The sequence below is a fragment of the Fodinicurvata sediminis DSM 21159 genome (assembly GCF_000420625.1).
Lineage (GTDB): Bacteria > Pseudomonadota > Alphaproteobacteria > Kiloniellales > DSM-21159 > Fodinicurvata > Fodinicurvata sediminis.
Genome location: NZ_ATVH01000020.1, coordinates 23,501 through 38,695, shown reverse-complemented (window position 1 = coordinate 38,695; position 15,195 = coordinate 23,501). Strand labels below are relative to the sequence as shown.

Genomic DNA, 15,195 nt, shown 5'->3' with positions numbered 1-15,195 from the left:
TCTTACTCAAGCAGTTCTTGTAGGGTCGGATGCAATCGGTCTGGCGTCACGTCAATTGACTGTTCTATATGGTGCATCCTTCTGGCGAACGGGTATTCGCCAGCAAGAATCTCGATCTTCATTCGCTCAGCAAGCGCGGGTTCACATTCGTGACCCGCCATGCGCATGAACTGCCTTTCAACGACCCACCTATTATGGCTGGTTCCAAGTTCTAGCATAGCTAACGCTATTTTCGCTTTTAGGCTAAGATCTCCCAGTCTAAAGAACACATCTGCCTTGTCCGATATCACATCGCAATAATCGAAGTCGAAAGTGCCATTAGCGGCGTATTCTGCATACAGTTCGCCCAAGCCTTGAAACATATCCGGCGAACTATCGAAAATTGACTGAATGTGACTGAGGGTGAGGGCGCGCATAATGTTGGAATTCGAGACGCCTTTGTCGGCATTGTTGTCAATCAGATTAAACGCTCGGTCCCATTCTTCATCCGAAAGATCGTCATTGGCCTTGAGGATAGCAATTACGTCTTCTTCCTCCCGCGAGAAAAACTCAACGACAGTATTATCCAGGACCTCGAACAATTCCTCGCGCAACGCCACTATAGAAGTATACCGCCGCCGCGGATGCGCTTTTGTGCATTTATCTACTATTGGCGCAAGAGGGCCAGCCACAGTTAGCTCGCTGTGCGGAATTCTGACCGCTCCTGAAAATATGTCGTGAAGGATTGCCCCAAATGAATAGATGTCTGCCTGTTCGGTAGCACGCCGGAAGTTGTTCGCGCACTCTGGTGGCCGATAGAGTGGCGTGCCGCCTGCCATGTTTGAGCCAGTAAGTGTTGATGTTTGTCCAGCGCCGGGCGTTGTAAGGCCAAAGTCGGAAATAGCATATACAGTGCTGCCGTCTTCTTGAGGCAGCTTTAGCACGTTCGCTGGCTTCAGGTCACGGTGTCGCAGTCCTATCTGGTGCAGTGCCTCCAAGCCTGCCAAAATATCAAATAGCGGCTTTTTCGGATCACCGCCGAGGGTATGATCCGCTTCTAAATCGTCTTTAAGACTTCCCTCGGCCAATGGCATTACAAACCAAGGTGGATCATCATCTAGATTTACTCCCACAACAGGGACGACGTTTGGATGGTCTACTAGTTGTTGGTAACGCACCTCACGTTCAAAGCGCTTGATCAACATTGGATGGTCCTGCTTTGGAAAGGCAGCTGGATTGAGCTTCTTCAAGGCGTAGGTGCCACCATCGTCGCCCTTTGCTTCATACACGAAACCAAAGCCACCACGGCCAATCTCTTTGCCAATATCGAATTGCATAAGCACCTCGCGTATTTTGTCGTTCTCGCGAGTTGCTCTCAGGTCGAACTAACCTTGCATTGCCAATCTACTACAATTGTCAACCAGTACTCGCCGCCAAACCCGCCCGCAACTCCTCAACCGTCCACCATGGCCGCGCCGCGTGCACCATGCGGTGACAGTTGGCGCAGAGCAGGACCAGGTCGGCCAATTTTTCGTCTCGCCCGCGACGAGCTCAGACACGGGCCGCGTGTGATGGCACTCGATGACCCCTCCCCACGCTTGCCATATCTCGCTCGAAAGTCAAATCCGCAGGCCTCATAGCAAAGGTGGCCGTGCTGTTTGAGGTAGGAGGCCTTCTTGCGCTTCACAATGGCCACGTTGCACTCCCGGTAGCGGGGCATATGGGTTAGAAGTTGCCCCTCGGCGGCTTCGGTCAGGTCGTCCTCGGGAAGTGCAAGCGCATCTCCTGCTCGGCCCTACTTTCAACTGTGGCAACAGTCATGGCTCTTTTCCTTCTCTTCAGGCGTTTCCTCGTAGCGATCATGCAGACGCACCCAGTCCATGGTGCTCTGCTCGTTGCGCCCCTTGGGCGTCATGTCCAGGAAGTGATGGGCCCCCAGCAGGACATCGCCGCCCCGGGCATAGGTCGAATAGCTGTGATAGACCGCGTCACCCTCGCGCACAAAGACGCTCACCCCATGCAGGTCCTCAGCCAGGTAGGGCGTGGTGCCGAAGTTGTAGAGGGGCTCGCCCTGCGCCACTTGCTCCGGCGTGAAGGAGGCTCCGAAGTCATAGTTGAAGTCGCAGCCATGGGACGAGACCCACTCGAAGTGCCAGTCCATGCGGCGCTTGAAGGGCAGGAACTCCGCCAGCGGGGCACGCGAGACTGCGACCAGCGAGACGTCGTGGTGCTTCAGGTGCCGGTTCGGACCATCGAAGTGATCCGCCAGGAAGGAGCAGCCGTCGCAGCCCTCCTGCCAGCCCGGTGCGAACATGAAGTGATAGACGATCAGTTGCTCATGCCCCTCGAACAGATCGACCAGGGACTTCGGTCCCTGCTCACTCTCGAAGCGATACTCCTTCTCGATGCGTACCCAGGGCAGTTGCCGGCGTTCCGCCATAACCTGCTCTTGCAGGCGGGTCAGTTTCTTCTCGCGCTCCAGGTGCGCCTTGCGCGCGGCCAGCCAGTCTTCGCGAGAAACGACTTTCTCGGGTTCCATGGTGTTCCCTTCCTCCTCAAGTTCCGCACTCATTCGAACAGGCAAAGCGCCGTCTCAGCGGCCGGCCCCGCCACGCTCTGCGGAGCGAAATGCAGAAACAATCCGCCAACGAGTAGCAGCGCGCTGGCCGCCAGGACACCGCTTGCCAACCAGCCGCCAGCCACAGAGGAGAGTATGGCCAATCCCTTGCGCCAGAGCAGCAGAACCGAGAGCAGTATGGCTCCAAACACGCAACAGAGCATGGCTCTTCATTCCCCGGCCGCAGCGCGGGCCGCCGGCGTCCCGTAGTCGTCGTGACGCTTCACCCAATCCATCAGGTTGTAGTGCGGACCGGTCTCGTTGCGCCCCTTGGGCGTTAAGTCCAGGAACATGTAGCTGGTGTCCATCAACTCGTCGCCGCGCCCGAAGGTGGAATAGGTATGGAAGACCTCGCCCTCATCATTGCGGTAGAAGACGCTGAGCCCGCTCAGGTCCTCGCTCTGGATGCCGCTCTTGGCGTAGTTGTAGACGACGTCACCCTTGGCGAGCTGCTCCGGCGTGAAGGAGACCTGGAAGTCATAGTTGAAATCGCTGTCGTGGGACGACACCCCCCTGGCGCGCCAGCCCATGCGCTGGCGATAGGCCTCCAGTTCGGCCAGTGGCGCGCGCGAGACCCGCAGATAGCTGACATCGTGGTTTTCCAGGTGGACCAGCGCACCCTCGGCGTGATCGGCGGCAAAGGAACAGCCGATGCAGCCCTCGGTCCAACCCGGCCCGAACATGAAGTGGTGCACGATCATCTGGCTACGCCCCTCGAACAGCTCGCCCAGCGACTTCGGCCCTTCAAGAGTCTCGAAGACATAGGTCTTTTCCACCTTCACCCAGGGCAGTTCGCGGCGCGCGGCACTCAATTCGTCGCGCTGGCGTGTCAGTTCCTTCTCTCTCGCCAGCAGGGCCTTCCGGGCCTCCAGCCATTCTTCGCGGGAGACGACAGCGTTCTGCAGCATTCTCTTTCTCCTGATTGGCAGAGCCGTTATGCAGGCTATGTGGAAAGTCGAACTTGACTATTAAGTTGATATCAACATATATAGGCCATGTCAAACAGTACCCCTGCACCCGAAGACAACAGTGTTCCCTATGAGACCACACTTGAAGTTCGCGATTCCTGCCTCTGCCTGCATGTCCAGCGGGCGGCGCGTGCCGTGGCGCGGCGCTACGACGAGGCCCTGCGCCCGCTGGGCATTACCAACGGGCAGTTCTCGCTGATGATGTCGCTGAACCGTCCACAACCGCCCGCCATGAAGGATGTGGCGAGCCTGCTCGCCATGGACCGCACCACCCTGACAGCCAACCTGAAACCCTTGGAAAAGCGTGGCCTCGTCCAGGTCAGGGTGGATCCCGAGGACCGGCGCGGCCGGCGCCTCTCCCTGACGGATGAGGGGCGCGAGATACTGGCTGAGGCCATGCCGCTGTGGCGCGCCACCCAGGAGGAAAACCGCAAGCTCGTCAACGAGCTCGGCCTCGACAGCCTGCTGGAGGACCTGCGCGCGCTTTCGTGACCTGAAGATCTTTCCGCCAACACAAGAATAAGGGAAAAGCCCGATGCAGGTACAGACCTATCTCTTCTTCGACGGCAACTGCGAGGAAGCCGTGAGCTTCTATCGCGAGGCCCTGGGCGCCGAGGTGCAGGCCATGATGCGCTACAGCGATTCTCCCGAACCCCTGCCGCCCGGCATGGTGCCTGAGGGCAAGGAGAACCAGGTCATGCACACCTCCTTCCGTATCGGCGAGACCACGATCATGGCCTCCGACGCACCCTGTGGCGATGCCCGACCACAGTTCGGCGGCTTCTCGCTGTCCCTTGACGCCGCCGACGAAACCGAGGCCCGGCGCCTGTTCGACACGCTCGCCGAAGGCGGCACGGTGAGCATGCCGCTGGACCGGACCTTCTTCTCGCCCTGCTTCGGCATGCTCACCGACTGCTTCGGCGTCAGCTGGATGGTGATCGTCCCGGGCGAGGACTGCCCCGAGAACGCAGCCGGTTAGGCTGATCCAGTCAGCACGGAAAAGTATCAGAATTCAGGACAGGCGGCTGCCCGCAACCCTCGCCGGTAACAGCGCCCTGACAGATACCCACGGCCTCGAAGCCCCGCTGGCCCGCACAGGCTGCGTGGAACCCGCGTGCATTACCGCATCCTGAAGCAGGACGACTGGCAAATCGTATCCCTGTCACGCCCTGAGCGCGCCATCAATGCCCGGGCCCAAAACACCTGAACTCTCACGAGGGCCGGCACAAAGGCCAGCCTTGGCCAACCCTTGTCTCAGCAGAGGCGTTGAGAACAAGACCACCGATGACAGGGGTTAAGGGAATTTAAAATAATCTCTATTAATGTATTAATTTATAATATGCGTAAAGTACTACTTATGCATACTAAATACTGAAATTATTGAACCAGCCGAAAACCGTAAAGCACGAGATATCCATGATTTTTGTAAACTTTAGTAAAGTAAATATACTTTTTATTACTTTTATTACGGCTTTCTTGTTTATATTCCCAGGATCACTGCCAGCTCAGCAACCGTCACCAGACAGTGCCGAAGCCGAGCAAGCCACCAGCAACTACGAATCCCTGCTGAATCTACTTGAAGACGAAGCCCTGCGGGAACGACTGGTAGAGGATCTGCGTAACCTGCAGGACCCTGCGACAGCAGACGACCTGGATACAACCGCAGACCCGCCGGCTGCCGAGGACAAGATTTCCCTGTCTCGGCAAATCGCCCAGACAACTCGCGCCACGGCAGAGCTGATTTTCAGTCTGCTCGACGAACTTGAGGACACAGTCAGTAATATTGAAATTGACCAGGAAGAAAGTGATGAATACCTGACTGTAGTTGGGATTACAGTATTTGAGCTTTCTATTATAATAATTTTTACGGTCGTATCATTCATACTTCTTCGTTACGGAGCACGCAGACTTTATTCCTCATTGAATCAACAGGCGGAGGCTCAGGACCGACTTGTTCTTCGCGGTGCCGTCGTGCTCCTGAGCAGCACGCTTGATTCACTTGCGGTTGTACTCGCCTGGGTCGGTGGCTACGTGCTGGCTCTCTTTGTCATCGGCGAATTTGGGCAGATGGACGACCGCCATGCCTTGTTCCTCAATGCCTTCCTGCTGATCGAGCTCATCAAGGTTGGCTTGCGCCTTATCCTCTCTCCAGGCTACTCGGTGCTTCGTCTTCTTCGCATCAACGATGAGGATGCTGCCTACTGGTATGCCTGGCTTGGGCGCCTTGTGAGTGTCCTCGGCTACGGGCTGCTCCTTCTGGTTCCGATTGTCCAGCACAACCTGTCCGACGAACTAGGGCATGCGCTTGCTGTCCTGATCGGTGCCGCGGTTCTTCTCATGGCCGTGGTCCTGGTCCTGCAGAACAGAAAGCCCATCGGCAACTGGCTTTATGATCAAGCCCGGCGTAACGATGTGACCTTTACGCGCTCACTCCTTTTCATGCTTTCCCGGTGCTGGCATCTGATCGCCATAATCTATTTCGCGGCGGTGTTTGTCGTTTCGATCCTGCACCCGGATGACGCCTTGCCTTTCATGTTAACCGCCACTGTGGAAAGCATCGTGGTGGTGCTGTTGGGAATAGCCGTAAGCTTCGCGCTTGGTCGCGTCATCTCCATTGGCGTGCACCTGTCGGATGACATGCGCCGCAACCTGCCGATGCTGGAACAGAGGCTCAACGCTTACGTGCCAACCGTCCTGCGCATTGTGCGTGTGATCGTCTTCGCCACTGTCCTGCTCGTCCTGCTCCACGCATGGGACATATTCGACCTAGCGTACTGGCTGCGTGAAGGGGGCGGTGGTGACCTTCTCAGTGTGCTGATCACGATCGGACTGATCCTGCTTGTCGCGATGCTCCTCTGGCTCGCCGTTGCATCCTGGGTCGAACACCGGCTCAACCCGGACCTGGAGCTGTCAGGACGACAGGCCAGTCCACGTGAACGCACGCTGCTTGCCATATTCCGCAATGCCTTCGCGGTCATCCTGACCATTCTGACAGTGATGATCGTGCTGTCGGAAATCGGCCTCGACATCGGCCCTCTGCTCGCTGGTGCAGGCGTCCTGGGCCTGGCCATCGGTTTCGGTGCGCAGCGCATGGTCCAGGATGTGATCACGGGAGTGTTTATCCAGCTGGAAAACGCGCTCAACGTGGGGGATGTGGTCACGGTGTCCGGCATCACCGGAACCGTGGAGAAGTTGACGATCCGATCTGCCGGAATTCGCGACCTGCACGGAACCTACCATCTCGTTTCATTTGCTCAGGTCGACTACATCAGCAACTTCATGCGCGATTTCGGATATCATGTCGGTGAATACAGGATCGCCTATCGGGAAGATGTCGACCATGCCGTTGCGCGCCTGCAGGAAGCGTACGAGGAACTGCGCACAGACACCGATATTGCCCCCAGCCTGATCGATGATCTGGAAGTTTTCGGTGTGATCGCACTCGACGATTCTTCGGTGAAGATTCGCGTTCGCATCAAGACCGAACCTGGCATGCAGTGGGGCGTGGGACGCGCCTACAACCAGCTGGTCAAGAAACACTTCGAGGCCGCCGGTATCGAGATACCCTTCCCGCACATGACCCTCTATTTCGGCGAGAACAAGGACGGAAACGCCCCACCATTGCGCCTGATGCAACTTGAGGCCGAGGCACGGAGCACCGAAGAGGAAGATCTGACGACTGAAGAACCAGGGGACCGGAAGGCGGCCCTTGCATCGGTTTCCAAAGTAAACCCCGGGGAAGAGTTCGAAAATGCGGTCACGGAGGCGGAGGACGCGGACTCGACGAGTGAAAAGGAGAAATGACTTGGGCATGGAAAGGTTCTTTGAAACCTGACTGAGGATTTCATCCGAGCACCAGCTGCAGGGCGATGGCCCACATGATCACGCCCACCGCCGCCTCCAGCCATTGCCAGGCAGCGGGACGCGCGAACAGGGGACGCATCAGCCGCGCGCCGTAGCCGAGCGAGAAGAAGAAAACGAAGCTGGCCGTGATCGCCCCCAGGGCGAACAGCCCCTGCTCACCCGGATACTGAGTCGAGACCGAGCCCAGCAGCACCACGGTGTCCAGATAGACGTGCGGGTTCAGCCAGGTCAGCGCCAGGCAGAGCCCAAGTGTCGCCGCCAAACCGGGCGGTGTCGACTGGGCCGGGTCCAGGGCTTCCTGCCCGCGCCAGGCGGCGTGAAACGCACGGGCGCCATAGACCAGCAGGAAGGCCGCGCCAGCATAGCGCAGCAGGGGCTCGAGCCCGGGCAGGCGCCGGGTGATTTCTCCGAAACCGGCAACGCCGGCCGAAATCAGCAGGGCATCCGACACAGCACAGACCAGACAGATCGCCAGCAAGTGCTCGCCGCGCAAGCCATGGCGCAGAACGAAGGCATTCTGGGAACCGATGGCAAGAATCAGGCTGAAACCCAGCGCGAAGCCGGGCAGAAAGGCCGTGGTCATGGCAGCACCTCGCAAACTTGGAACTGCCGCCTCGAATAGCATTGCGCTCTGAAACAGAATATCTAATTATTCTATCTCTAGATTAGCATTGCTTAATCATGCTCGACTACGCACTCCTTTCGGCCCTGGCCGCCGTCGTCCGCACCGGCGGCTTCGATCGTGCCGCCCGGCAACTGGGGCTGACCCCCTCGGCTGTCTCGCAGCGGGTGAAGCTGTTGGAGGAACGACTGGGCGCAGTCCTGGTGATCCGCGGCCAGCCCTGCCGCGCCACGGAGAGCGGCCTGCGCCTCTGCCAGCATGTGGAGCAGGTTGCCCTGCTTGAGGAGGATCTGCGGGACGCACTGCCGGCCGCCGGACTGGTCAGCTCACAGCTGCCACTGCGCATCGCCGTCAATGCGGACAGTCTGGCCACCTGGTTCATCCCGGCGCTCGCCGCCGTGCCGGAGCGCCTCTTCGACCTGGTCCTGGACGACCAGGAGCACAGCGCCGACTGGCTGCGCCAGGGCGAGGTGCTGGGCGCCGTCACCGGACATGGCCGGGCGGTCCAGGGCTGCGACAGCACGCCGCTCGGTGCCCTGCGCTACATCGCCACCGCCAGCCCGGACTTCATGGCACACTGGTTTCCCGAGGGCGTGACGGAGGAAGCGGCCGCCCATGCGCCCTGCCTGACCTTCAACCGCAAGGACCGCCTGCAGCAACACTGGCTGGAGCAGGCCTTCGGGCGCGAACTGACCCTGCCGACCCACTGGCTGCCCTCGACCCAGGCTTTCGTCGACGCCGCACTTTCCGGTCTCGGCTGGGGCCTCAACCCGGAACCCCTGGTGGCAGAGCACCTGAAGAGCGGCCGTCTGGTGCCGCTCCGCGCAAACCTGCCGCTGGACGTACCCCTCTACTGGCAACAGAGCCGCAGCGTCGGCACGGCCCTGGCCAACCTGCGCAAGGCCGTACGCGCCGCTGCGGCGGAGACGTTGCAGCCCATCGCAGTGGAGTGAAAAGCGCTCAGCCTGTCGGGATCTCGTTCATGACCCTCGGCACGTGATAGCCTCTCTGCACCGCGTCGCGCTCAAGCAGGCGCCGGTACCAGGCGCGCACATTGGGATAATCCGCCAGGTCGACACCCTGCCATTCATAGCGCGACACCCAGGGCCAGCAGGCCATGTCCGCGATGGAGTAATCCCCGACGATATGGTCCCGGCCGTCCAGTTGCCGGTCGAGAACCCCGTAGAGGCGATGCACCTCGTTCGAGAAACGCTCCTCGGCATAGGCCGACTTTCCGGGATTGAAATGCAGGAAATGGTGCGCCTGGCCGCACATGGGTCCCAGCCCTCCCATCTGCCACATCAGCCATTCCATGACCTTCATCCGGTCCTCGGTCGCATCAGGCAGGAACTTTCCGTGCTTATCGGCCAGGTACCAGAGGATGGCGCCTGACTCCATCAGTGTCAGGCCGCTCTCGCGATCAACGATGGCCGGAATCTTGTTGTTCGGACTGATCTTCAGGAATTCGGGCGCCATCTGCTCGCCCTCGCCGATGTTTACCGGATGAACCTCGTAGTCGAGACCCAGTTCTTCCAGAAGGATGGAGACCTTGCGCCCATTCGGCGTGGTCCAGGTATAGAAATCGATCATTCTTCCCCCTTCGCTTGCATTTTTGCTGCCCTCCACTGAGTAGCGTCATCTTCCGCACAGGCTATTCGGTTCGGCGTCGCCGAATGTTGCCTGATGGCCAGTCAACTGCATAAACTTAGAGGGTCACAGCACAGCGCGAAAGCGTGCAGCGGTGCTGTCGCCGTTACGGCCCGAAGCAAGAGGGAGCCACCTGCCGGAAGAGGTGTGGACGATGGCACAGATGGACACGGCATTACTCCGGAACCATCCACTGTTCTCATTCGGCACGCTGCAGGACGCCGACGTCTTCCATGTAGTGACCGGCGGCCTGTCGCTCAAGCGCATCCCACACCATGAAGCCTGGCTTGCGGATTACCGGGTCGTGAATGCCATCGACGGGCCGCACCCCGTTCTGCAGCCGGCCGCCGGAGACTGGGCCCCGGGCCTGCTGATTCACGATCTGCCCGAAAGCGCACTCGATCGCATCGCCTGGTTCGAATGGCCGGAGTTCCAACCCGGACGCCGGCTAGTCGTGACAGGGGGCGCCACACGTCCCTGCGCCTGCTTCCTGCCGGAGCAGACCTTCCCCGCCTCGGAGGCTCCCTGGTCGCTGGAGGGCTGGGCACGGGAGGAGAAGACGGAACTGATGGCCTACGCCGAGCTGATGATGGAGTTCTATAGAGTCTGCACGGCTGAAGAACTGGATTTGTATTGGGAGGACCTGCTGGCGCGTGTGAAGGGGCGGCAGGGGCAACTTCCCAGCCACATGGAGGCACGCTGCCTGCAACTCGGGAAGAATCCTGGCCGCTTCCTCGAGGCGTACCTGCGCCTGGTTGCATTTGAGGAAAAAGACGACCATTCCGCCGCTTCCTGACGGCATCAGGGCTGGCGCTGCGAAACCGAGTTGAATTCGGCAACCAGGAAATCCAGGAAGGCACGCAGCTTGGCCACGACATGTCGACGCGAGGGGTAGACGGCGTAGACGTCGGTTTCCACCGTCGCCCAGTCGTCGAGTGCCTTCCTCAAGCGGCTCGCAGACCGCGTCACTCGCAACTTCCTGATGCTGGCGTTATGCTGTCTGGACGCCCCCACTACAGGACAGCGTTCATGCTGGAATGGCTCAAGGAATACAGTGACGTACTCAACGTCCTGACCAACGTCACGATGATACTGGTCTGGATGATCTATCTGCACCTGCTTCTGGTTGCCTACCGGCGCCAGCGCCGGCCCAAGCTGCTGATCAATCGTGGCGGCAGTCACGACGTGAAGGCTCACTGCCTGATAAGCAACATGAGTGCCGAATCGGTCTACATACAAAGCCTGGTCGCCACATTGAAGAACGACGATCAGGAATGGACCGCAGCCGTCACCGATATTGATGAACTTCAAGCGGAGAATATCGAACATCCGCGCGAAACCACGCACCAGGGCCCGCTCGCGCCCGGCGCTTTCATGGATGTCGGCTGCTTCTCGAACCTGATCGAGCGGGCTGCCCGGAAAGCCGGGCTGTCCGAACGGGATCTCAAGGAAAAAGTCAGCGGTTTGGAGCTTATGGTGGTGGCCGCCTATGGCGCCGACGACATGTCGATCGCGGCCAAACGCAGTTTCGATCTGAAGGACAACGACGAACTCACGCCACAGACCGTTTCCTCGCAGCAGATCTCGTCCCGACACGCCCGACGCGAGGTTGACCGTTTCCTGGCCAAACACCTCTAGGGCGGCTGCAGCTGAACGGAATAGGAGAGCCTGCCCAAGCCGAAAGGCGGGATGCCGAGGCCCGCTTCCTCATGTAGTGTGTTAGGTTGGGGAATTGTCCAACGCCAAGAGAACAAGGGTCAGGAGAAGACACATGCAAATACTTCATTCTGCCTTGGTCTTCGTCGCATTCCTGTCGATGACGGCCGCCCTGTCGATGATGCCTGCCAACTCCGCACAGGCGCACTCTCCCCTGAAGAGCTCGACCCCGGCCAGCGGAGCCACCGTCCAGTCCGCACCCGAGACATTGCAGATCTTGTTCGAGAATCCTGTCATCTTCACCTCAGTCGAGGTCAGCAAGGAAGATGCAGACATAGCAGTCGAGTTCGAGCGCAGCTCGAACGCGGCAACAGAGCATTCGGTGCCCCTGCCCAGCCTGAGTGAGGGCAAGTATACTGTCTCCTGGAGCGCACTCTCACCAGAAGACGGTCACGTCATGCAGGACACCTTCTCGTTTACGGTTGCGGCCGACTGAGCGCCTGGATGGATGCCCTTGCGACGCTCAACGTCTGGCAAGCCGGAACGATCGCCCTCAAGACGGCGGTCAATTTCACGGGCCTTTCGGCATCGGGCGGACTGGTGTTCCTCCTCCTTTTCGGCCGACACTTGGCGGCAGAGGACAGGACGGGCATCAACCGAAGGACGGCTTGCCTTGCCGCTGCCGGAATTCTGGCCAGCCTGGCCGGTTTTCTCTGGACCGCCGCCCGCCTGGGAGGTGGCATTTCCAGCGCCGCCGATCCCTTCCTGCTCTCCGTCGTTTTCGAGAACAGAAGCCCGGCGCTCCTCATGCGCATCGTCGGCCTGTTGCTGGTGGCGGGGGTGCTGATCAGGGCGCGCGGCTTCGGTTACATGATCGCGGCTCTGGGCAGTGCCCTGGTCATGCTCTCCTTTTCCCCGGGCGGGCACCCCGCCTCCCTGGACCTGAGTCCCTGGCCGCAGCTTCTCATTATCCTGCATATCGCTGCAGTGACCTACTGGCTGGGCGCCCTGCTGCCCCTGCTCGTGATGACCCGGCGCAGTGACGATGAAGAACTCGCCGCCGCCGCCAAGCGTTTCGGGAACTTCGCCCTCTACATCGTTGCCGGACTCATCCTGGCAGGCGCGCTCCTTCTCTGGCTACTCTCCGAAAGCCCCGCGGCATTCATCGCCTCGGCGTACGGGCAACTCTTTCTCGGAAAGCTGCTGTTGTTTGCGCTCCTCCTGGGACTGGCTGCACACAACAAGCTGCGCGCAACGCCGGCGCTCTTCTCCGGAGACAGCCGAGCGCGGCCACGGCTAAGGGCTGCAATTCGATTGGAGATCGTGGCCGTCATCGCCATCCTGCTGGTGACGGCGACCTTCACCACGCTTGCAGCACCGCCCGTCTTGAACTGACCCGCCTTGAACTGAGGGGTAAGCCGACATAGACAGGAGAGCGAGGAGCCTGGCCGCCGACCGGGTCTGGAACGACCTTGCCCGTGTGGACAGAGCTACCGACGGATTGTTGTCATCTGTCACGCCTCCTGTCACTTTGCGCCAAGGAATTGAACGAGTTCGTAGAATGCCGGAAGACCTGAGCTACAGGTTCAGCATAGCACCGATGATGGATTGGACGGACCGGCACTGCCGGACCTTCCATCGCATGCTGTCGCGCCAGGCACTGCTCTATACCGAGATGGTGACCACAGGCGCGATCCTCTATGGCGACGCGGAACGCCATCTGGCCTTCGATCCGGGCGAGCATCCCGTAGCGCTGCAGCTGGGCGGCTCCGACCCGGCCGCTCTGGCCGAGTCTGCGGCCGCCGGCACGCATTATGGCTACGACGAGATCAACCTCAACATCGGCTGCCCCAGCGACCGTGTGCAAAACGGCCGTTTCGGCGCCTGCCTGATGGCCGAGCCCGACCTGGTCGCGCGCTGCGTTGCCGCCATGAAAGCTGCGACGACACTGCCGGTCACGGTGAAGACGCGCATCGGTGTCGATGACCGCGACAGCTACGAAGAACTCTGCGATTTCATAGCCCGGGTAGCGGACGGCGGCTGCGAGACCTTCATCATCCACGCCCGCAAGGCCTGGCTGAAGGGGCTTAGCCCCAAGGAGAACCGCGAAATTCCGCCACTCAGCTACGAGACGGCTTATCGCCTGAAAGCCGATTTTCCCGAGCTGACCATCGTCCTCAATGGCGGTGTGGAAAACCTGGACCAGGCCGAAAGGCATCTGGATCAGGTGGACGGCGTCATGATGGGACGTGCGGCCTACAAGGATCCCTGGCTCCTGGCCGACGTCGACCGGCGGCTGTTTGCACAGACGTCGCCCCTTCCCAGCAGGACAGAGGTTGCACGCCAGCTGGCCGATTACCTGCACCGACAGCAGCAGGAAGGTGTACCGCCACGCGCCATCACCCGGCATATCCTCGGCCTTTTCAATGGACAGCCCGGCGCACGACGCTGGCGCCAGGTTTTGAGCGATGCACGCCGCCTGGAAGAAGCAGGTCCAGACATCGTGAACGAAGCCCTGGACGCCATGACATCTTCCTCCAGATCACCGGCCTTCGACAGGGCCGAAGCCGCGACGGCCTGACCGGCGCCTTCCGCGCAGCGACCACTTTCCGGCTTCGGCCAGTCCCCATCGACCGAGTCCACATGAGCTCAAACCCGGAGAGACGTCATGACCGTAACCGCCCGTGAGATCCACTTGAGAAGCCGCCCCGAGGGCCTGCCCTCCCGGGAGAATTTCGAAATGGTCGAGCGGCCACTCGAAGCGCCGAAGGAAGGCCAGATCCTGCTGCGCAATCTCTGGATGTCGGTCGATCCCTACATGCGTGGGCGCATGGTGGACCGCAAGAGCTATATCCCGCCCTTCCAGCTCGGCGAAGCCCTCGAGGGAGGGGCCATTGGACGGGTGCTCGAAAGCCGTGACACCCGCTTCCAGGCAGGCGATCTGGTCTCGCACTTTGCTGGCTGGCGCGATCATGCGGTTATCGCCGGCGAGGGCGCACGCAAGATCGAAGCCGACACGATTCCCGCCCAGGCTTATTTGGGTGTGCTGGGCATGCCGGGACTCACGGCCTACGCCGGACTGACCCGAATTGCCGCGCCGAAGCCGGGGGAAACGATTTTCGTCTCTGCCGCCGCCGGCGCCGTGGGGGCGGTCGTCTGCCAGATGGCCCGGATTAGCGGCTGCCGCGTGGTGGGTTCGGCGGGCAGTCAGGACAAGATCGACTGGCTGCTTCAGGAAGCCGGGGTCGACGCGGTCATCAACTACAAGACGGTCCCGAACCTGCAGACCGCTCTTGCCAAAGCCTGCCCCGACGGCATCGACATCTATTTCGACAATGTCGGGGGCTACCACCTGGACGCGGCCCTGGCCCTGGCAAACGAAGGCGCGCGCTTCGTGCTTTGCGGCATGATCGCCCAGTACAATGCCGGCCCCGACCTGCCGGGGGTCCGGAATCTCTTCCAGGCGGTGGCGAAGCGCATCAAGCTGCAGGGCATGATCGTGCGGGATCACTTCGACCTCTTGCCGGACTTCACACGGGAAATGTCGCAGTGGATCGCGGACGGCCAGATCACCTGGCGCGAGACGGTCGTCAATGGCCTGGAGAACGCTCCTGAAGCCTTCACCGGCCTTTTCCGGGGTGAGAATACGGGCAAGATGCTTGTCAGGCTTGATGACTCCTGACCCCACGGCTGTACTTGCCCTCACTGCCAAGCCCTGAATCCAGCCTTTCCATCAAAACGCCTTAACGCTGCCGCATTCCCGGGCTTGCATGGACAGCCTTGTACAGCAATCCTCTCTGCCGGCTCTAGCCGTCCGGGAACAGGTAACAGGTTCGTTTTCA

Annotated in this window: 17 protein-coding genes; 10 read left to right on the top strand and 7 right to left on the bottom strand. The window is 60.2% G+C overall.

Translation table 11 applies throughout. The features are described 5' to 3' along the window. Window positions 1–2: 2 nt before the first annotated feature. From G502_RS21715 to G502_RS0117210, 4 genes are all read right to left on the bottom strand, one after another. Window positions 3–1,316 carry a serine/threonine-protein kinase gene (locus tag G502_RS21715; RefSeq protein ID WP_022729928.1) on the bottom strand — a complete coding sequence of 438 codons (1,314 nt, stop codon included), beginning with the start codon at window positions 1,314–1,316 and terminating at the stop codon, window positions 3–5. 464 nt (window positions 1,317–1,780) lie between these two features. Next, window positions 1,781–2,518, bottom strand: coding sequence for a DUF899 domain-containing protein (locus G502_RS0117220; protein WP_026989627.1), 738 nt, complete (start codon window positions 2,516–2,518; stop codon window positions 1,781–1,783). Between the two features lie 29 nt (window positions 2,519–2,547). Further along, window positions 2,548–2,748, bottom strand: coding sequence for a hypothetical protein (locus tag G502_RS0117215; RefSeq protein ID WP_155957892.1), 201 nt, complete (start codon window positions 2,746–2,748; stop codon window positions 2,548–2,550). 18 nt (window positions 2,749–2,766) lie between these two features. Continuing rightward, complete coding sequence (locus tag G502_RS0117210) at window positions 2,767–3,504, bottom strand: DUF899 domain-containing protein (RefSeq protein WP_022729925.1); 738 nt, start codon at window positions 3,502–3,504, stop codon at window positions 2,767–2,769. An 87-nt stretch (window positions 3,505–3,591) separates the two neighbouring features. Between G502_RS0117210 and G502_RS0117205 the strand changes: the two genes are divergently transcribed. The 3 genes from G502_RS0117205 to G502_RS21010 all read left to right on the top strand — a co-directional run bounded on the left by G502_RS0117205 (window position 3,592) and on the right by G502_RS21010 (window position 7,368). Continuing rightward, entirely contained in the window at window positions 3,592–4,056 is a 465-nt protein-coding gene (locus G502_RS0117205) for a MarR family winged helix-turn-helix transcriptional regulator (RefSeq protein ID WP_022729924.1), read from the top strand. A 43-nt stretch (window positions 4,057–4,099) separates the two neighbouring features. Continuing rightward, window positions 4,100–4,543, top strand: a complete 444-nt coding sequence (locus tag G502_RS0117200; RefSeq protein ID WP_022729923.1) for a VOC family protein — start codon at window positions 4,100–4,102, stop codon at window positions 4,541–4,543. A gap of 497 nt (window positions 4,544–5,040) precedes the next feature. Continuing rightward, entirely contained in the window at window positions 5,041–7,368 is a 2,328-nt protein-coding gene (locus tag G502_RS21010) for a mechanosensitive ion channel domain-containing protein (protein WP_022729922.1), read from the top strand. 40 nt (window positions 7,369–7,408) lie between these two features. Here the strand turns inward: G502_RS21010 and G502_RS0117190 are convergent, their stop codons facing one another. Next, window positions 7,409–8,011 carry a LysE/ArgO family amino acid transporter gene (locus G502_RS0117190; protein ID WP_022729921.1) on the bottom strand — a complete coding sequence of 201 codons (603 nt, stop codon included), beginning with the start codon at window positions 8,009–8,011 and terminating at the stop codon, window positions 7,409–7,411. 98 nt (window positions 8,012–8,109) lie between these two features. Between G502_RS0117190 and G502_RS0117185 the strand changes: the two genes are divergently transcribed. Further along, window positions 8,110–9,003 carry a LysR family transcriptional regulator ArgP gene (locus G502_RS0117185; protein ID WP_022729920.1) on the top strand — a complete coding sequence of 298 codons (894 nt, stop codon included), beginning with the start codon at window positions 8,110–8,112 and terminating at the stop codon, window positions 9,001–9,003. A gap of 7 nt (window positions 9,004–9,010) precedes the next feature. Here the strand turns inward: G502_RS0117185 and G502_RS0117180 are convergent, their stop codons facing one another. Continuing rightward, window positions 9,011–9,640 carry a glutathione S-transferase family protein gene (locus G502_RS0117180; protein ID WP_022729919.1) on the bottom strand — a complete coding sequence of 210 codons (630 nt, stop codon included), beginning with the start codon at window positions 9,638–9,640 and terminating at the stop codon, window positions 9,011–9,013. Between the two features lie 211 nt (window positions 9,641–9,851). Between G502_RS0117180 and G502_RS0117175 the strand changes: the two genes are divergently transcribed. Then, the gene (locus G502_RS0117175; RefSeq protein WP_022729918.1) at window positions 9,852–10,493 is read left to right on the top strand and encodes a gamma-glutamylcyclotransferase family protein; all 642 of its coding nucleotides are present in this window, start codon (window positions 9,852–9,854) and stop codon (window positions 10,491–10,493) included. A gap of 5 nt (window positions 10,494–10,498) precedes the next feature. Here the strand turns inward: G502_RS0117175 and G502_RS22340 are convergent, their stop codons facing one another. Continuing rightward, window positions 10,499–10,666 carry a hypothetical protein gene (locus G502_RS22340; RefSeq protein WP_211217864.1) on the bottom strand — a complete coding sequence of 56 codons (168 nt, stop codon included), beginning with the start codon at window positions 10,664–10,666 and terminating at the stop codon, window positions 10,499–10,501. Window positions 10,667–10,726: 60 nt separating this feature from the next. Between G502_RS22340 and G502_RS0117165 the strand changes: the two genes are divergently transcribed. The 5 genes from G502_RS0117165 (at window position 10,727) to G502_RS0117145 (ending at window position 15,035) form a co-directional block, all read left to right on the top strand. Continuing rightward, entirely contained in the window at window positions 10,727–11,335 is a 609-nt protein-coding gene (locus G502_RS0117165) for a hypothetical protein (RefSeq protein WP_022729916.1), read from the top strand. 133 nt (window positions 11,336–11,468) lie between these two features. Further along, the gene (locus G502_RS21005) at window positions 11,469–11,849 is read left to right on the top strand and encodes a copper resistance CopC family protein (protein ID WP_022729915.1); all 381 of its coding nucleotides are present in this window, start codon (window positions 11,469–11,471) and stop codon (window positions 11,847–11,849) included. A gap of 8 nt (window positions 11,850–11,857) precedes the next feature. Continuing rightward, a complete protein-coding gene (locus G502_RS21000; RefSeq protein WP_022729914.1) occupies window positions 11,858–12,748 on the top strand; it encodes a CopD family protein in 891 nt (296 codons plus the stop codon). Between the two features lie 166 nt (window positions 12,749–12,914). Next, entirely contained in the window at window positions 12,915–13,934 is a 1,020-nt protein-coding gene (gene dusA / locus G502_RS0117150; protein WP_022729913.1) for a tRNA dihydrouridine(20/20a) synthase DusA, read from the top strand. 87 nt (window positions 13,935–14,021) lie between these two features. Then, window positions 14,022–15,035 carry an NADP-dependent oxidoreductase gene (locus G502_RS0117145; protein WP_022729912.1) on the top strand — a complete coding sequence of 338 codons (1,014 nt, stop codon included), beginning with the start codon at window positions 14,022–14,024 and terminating at the stop codon, window positions 15,033–15,035. The last annotated feature ends 160 nt before the right edge of the window (window positions 15,036–15,195 follow it).